At 69.6% G+C, this 3,234-nt stretch carries 3 protein-coding genes and 1 pseudogene; 1 reads left to right on the top strand and 3 read right to left on the bottom strand.

Going from position 1 to position 3,234, the window contains the following annotated elements:
• Positions 1 to 886: pseudogene (locus tag ACFVYE_RS47165) on the bottom strand (ABC transporter transmembrane domain-containing protein); the annotation flags it as partial.
• 167 nt (positions 887 to 1,053) lie between these two features.
• Here ACFVYE_RS47165 and ACFVYE_RS47160 point away from each other — a divergent pair.
• Positions 1,054 to 2,655 (top strand): peptide-N4-asparagine amidase, encoded by a 1,602-nt coding sequence (locus ACFVYE_RS47160; protein WP_383979577.1) that lies wholly within the window; start codon positions 1,054 to 1,056, stop codon positions 2,653 to 2,655.
• Between the two features lie 180 nt (positions 2,656 to 2,835).
• On the opposite strand, the gene ACFVYE_RS47155 is transcribed toward ACFVYE_RS47160, so the two are convergent.
• Together ACFVYE_RS47155 and ACFVYE_RS47150 are read right to left on the bottom strand one after the other, a co-directional pair.
• Positions 2,836 to 3,009: a hypothetical protein gene (locus ACFVYE_RS47155; protein WP_157987277.1), complete on the bottom strand. Its 174-nt coding sequence runs from the start codon at positions 3,007 to 3,009 to the stop codon at positions 2,836 to 2,838.
• 14 nt (positions 3,010 to 3,023) lie between these two features.
• A partial coding sequence (locus ACFVYE_RS47150) for a hypothetical protein (protein ID WP_389609746.1) occupies positions 3,024 to 3,234 on the bottom strand: 211 nt, incomplete at its 5' end.

Below are 3,234 nucleotides of genomic sequence, written 5' to 3'. Positions count from 1 at the left end.
TCACCGCAAAGTAGACGGTGACGAGTTCACCGATGGAGATCCGGCCGTCGAGGGCGAGCCTCGCGCCGTACCCGACCACGGTGATCAGCAGCCCCGGCAGCAGCACCTGGACCGCGGAGATCAGCGACCACATCCGGGCGCTGCGGACGGCCGCCTTGCGCACTCCTGGCAGGCCTGCCGGTAGCGGCCGAGGAACAGCTCCTCGCCGCCGATGCCTCGCAGCACGCGCAGGCCGGCGACGGCGCCGGAGGTCAGTTCGGCGGCGCGGCCCGCCTTTTCGCGCTGGATGCCGGCGCGCCGGGTGGCCCGGGGCAGCAGCGGCAGTACGGCGAGGGCCAACAGGGGCACGCCGCCAGCGACCACCGCACCCAGCGCGGGCTGGTACACGACCAGCGCGACGCAGACCAGGACGAGGGCGGTCGCGGCGGCGGCGAAAGCGCGACAGTGCTTCGACGAACCAGCCGATCTTCTCGACGTCGCCGGTGGAGACCGCGACCACCTCGCCCGCGGTGACCCTCCGGGTGAGTACCGAGCCGAGTTCGGCGGTCTTACGGGCCAGCAGGTGCTGGACCCGGGTGGCCGCCGTGATCCAGTTGGTGATGGCGGTGCGGTGCAGCAGGGTGTCGCCAACGGCGATGGCGGCGCCGAACAGCAGGATCAGCCCGCCCGCGAGCGCCAGCCTGCTGCCGGAGCGGTCCACGACGGCCTGCATGGCGACGCCCATGGCGAGCGGCAGGCCGGCGATTCCGCACTGGTGCAGCAGCCCCCAGCCGAGTGACTTCAGCTGGCCGCCGAGCTGTTGCCGGGCAAGCCACAGCAGAAAGCGGCGGCCTGACCGTACGTCGGGATCACCGGGATCGGAAAACGCAAGATCGCGAATCTGCATGACGTCCAACGAATCGCTGAGGGGGTGGCGAGTGGCTCAAACCGCGCAAGGTTCGCGTTCCGCCGGCAGTCGCGACAATTGAATTTTACGCATGAGGGAACAAAACACGCCAAGGTCGAATTTTCGCCTCTGGCACACTTGTTCGTCCCGCGCTTCACTTCTGACCCATGAAGAGTAAGATCATGTCCATGCTCGCCGGACTGGTGCTGGCCGCCGGTTCGGCGCTCGGCGCGAGCCCGGCGGTCGCTGCCGAGCCGGTCCCCTCTGAGTTTGGCACCGACTGGCACGATCCGCTGACCGCGGCGCCGCCCGTCGCGAAGCCCCCGACCCGCTCCTGCCAAGTCACCGTCGCCGAGGTACAGTTCCGCGACTTCACGCCGTACAGGGGCAGTTACACCCCGCCCGAGGAGTGCGGCGACCGCTGGAGCAAGGTGGTGCTGCGCCTCGACGGAAAGGTCAAGGGGCGCCAGTTCGACCGGCTCGGCTACCTCCGCATCGGCGGCGTGGAGATGTTCCGTACGTCCACGCCCGAGCCCTCGGTCGACGGCATCAACTGGTCGGTGGAGAAGGACGTCACGCACTACAGCGACACGCTTCGCCGCGGTCAGGACGTCGACATGCTCATCGGCAACGTCGTCAATGAGACGTACACCGGCGTCATCGACGTCAAGGTCACGCTGACTTTCTACGCCGCCGAGGGGCGTACGAAGCCGGCGGCGACGCCTGACAAGGTGATCCCGCTGGACGGCGCCCGGCTCACCACACCGCGCAACTCGGAGCGCATCGTCGCCGAGGTGTACGCCACCGGCTCGGGCGGCGGCTGCGAGGAGTTCTGGTACCTCACCGTGCCGGACTCCGCTCCGTACTCCTGCAAGGCGGACAACGGCCCGTACCGTGAGGTGCAGATCAAGGTCGACGGCCAACTTGCCGGAATTGCCGCGCCGTTCCCGAACGTATGGACCGGAGGATGGTCCAACCCCTTCCTCTGGTACGTCGTTCCGGCGCCGCGTGCCTTCGACGTGAAGCCGATCGAGTACGACCTGACGCCGTTCGCGGGCATCCTCAACGACGGGCGCGAGCACCGCGTCGAGGTGTCCGTCGCCGGACTGCCCGCCGGACAGAGCGGCTGGAGCACGCCTGCCAACGTGCTGGTCTGGCAGGACGAGGGCAGCGAGCACGTCACCGGGGCGCTCACGAAGCACGATCAGAGTGATCTTTCCAACTCGACGACGGTCACGCCCGGTTCGTTGAACCGGCTCGACACCAAGGGTGGCCACCGGCTGACCGTCGCCGGCTATGTCGACACCTCGCACGGGCGCGTCGAGACCACCGTCTCGCGCACCCTCGCCAATACCTCCGTCCACCGCTGGACGGAGGACGAGAACACCGACGGGCTCACGTCACGCTGGGACGACGACGAGACGGTGACCGTGGACGGCCGGGGCCCGGCGCGGGTCGCGCACACCCATCGCGTCTACACCATGGACGGCGAGATCACGATCGGCACGGACAACCGGCTGCGCACCGTCCTCACGCTCGGGGACCACGCCGACACCTCGGTCGTCCGCGCCGGCAAGCGCATCTCCTGGTCGCGGCTCGACGACACCAACACCGGCGACGCCGCCTGGACGCTGGGCGTCCCGCGTGACCAGCGCCATGCTGTCGGCACGTCGAGCGAGCACTACCGGCTGGACGGGTCGGAAGGCTGCTACGACCGCACACTGCGGACCGAGCAGGGCACCCTGACGGAGGACCGTACGGGCTGCTGAAGTGACGCGGGGCCCCGCGCGCAGGGCCCCGCATACCTCGCCGGAGCTATGCCGGCACACAGTCGTCCTGCCGCAGTGCACCGCGTACGGTCAGACCGAAATGAGTGCGCAGTCGGCGCAGTTCCCACAGCGAGAGAAGCGTGACGGACAGCGGCGGCCCGACCAGACCGGCACCGAGTCCTACCGCTTCCAGGCCACCCAGGAAACCCTGTTCACGGCCCCGAAGTGACGCCCCACCAGCCCTGGATGCCCCGCGGCCTGGACCTGGCCGCCCAGCGGCGGATCGTCGACGACGCCCACCGCGCGGGCATCAGCGACTTCCAGGTTCTGGCCCTGGTCCACCGTGCCGGGCACGCGCGCGCGTCCTGCTACTCGACCAGCACGGCGACGGCACCCGGGCCCTCCCGACCTCCTGGGCCCAACCCGGCGCGTCCCTGGCCGACGCCCTCGACCAGCTCTGCAGCGAGATGGCGGGGCTGCCGCCTGCCTGAGACGCCGCGTTCGCCACCACCACCTGCCGACTGCCCGACGACACCGAGGTGCTGCAGATCTCCTTCGACGTCACCATCGCCCCGAAGG

Source organism: Streptomyces sp. NPDC058239, from assembly GCF_042882185.1.
In the GTDB taxonomy this organism is placed as follows: Bacteria; Actinomycetota; Actinomycetes; order Streptomycetales; family Streptomycetaceae; genus Streptomyces.
The sequence above is the reverse complement of the archived record's forward strand: the minus strand, read 5'-3'. Positions and strand labels throughout refer to the sequence as shown.

Excerpts from the sequence above, each read along its gene's own strand:
- ACFVYE_RS47160 (WP_383979577.1), top strand. The coding sequence starts at position 1,054 with ATGAAGAGTAAGATCATGTCCATGCTCGCCGGACTGGTGCTGGCCGCC.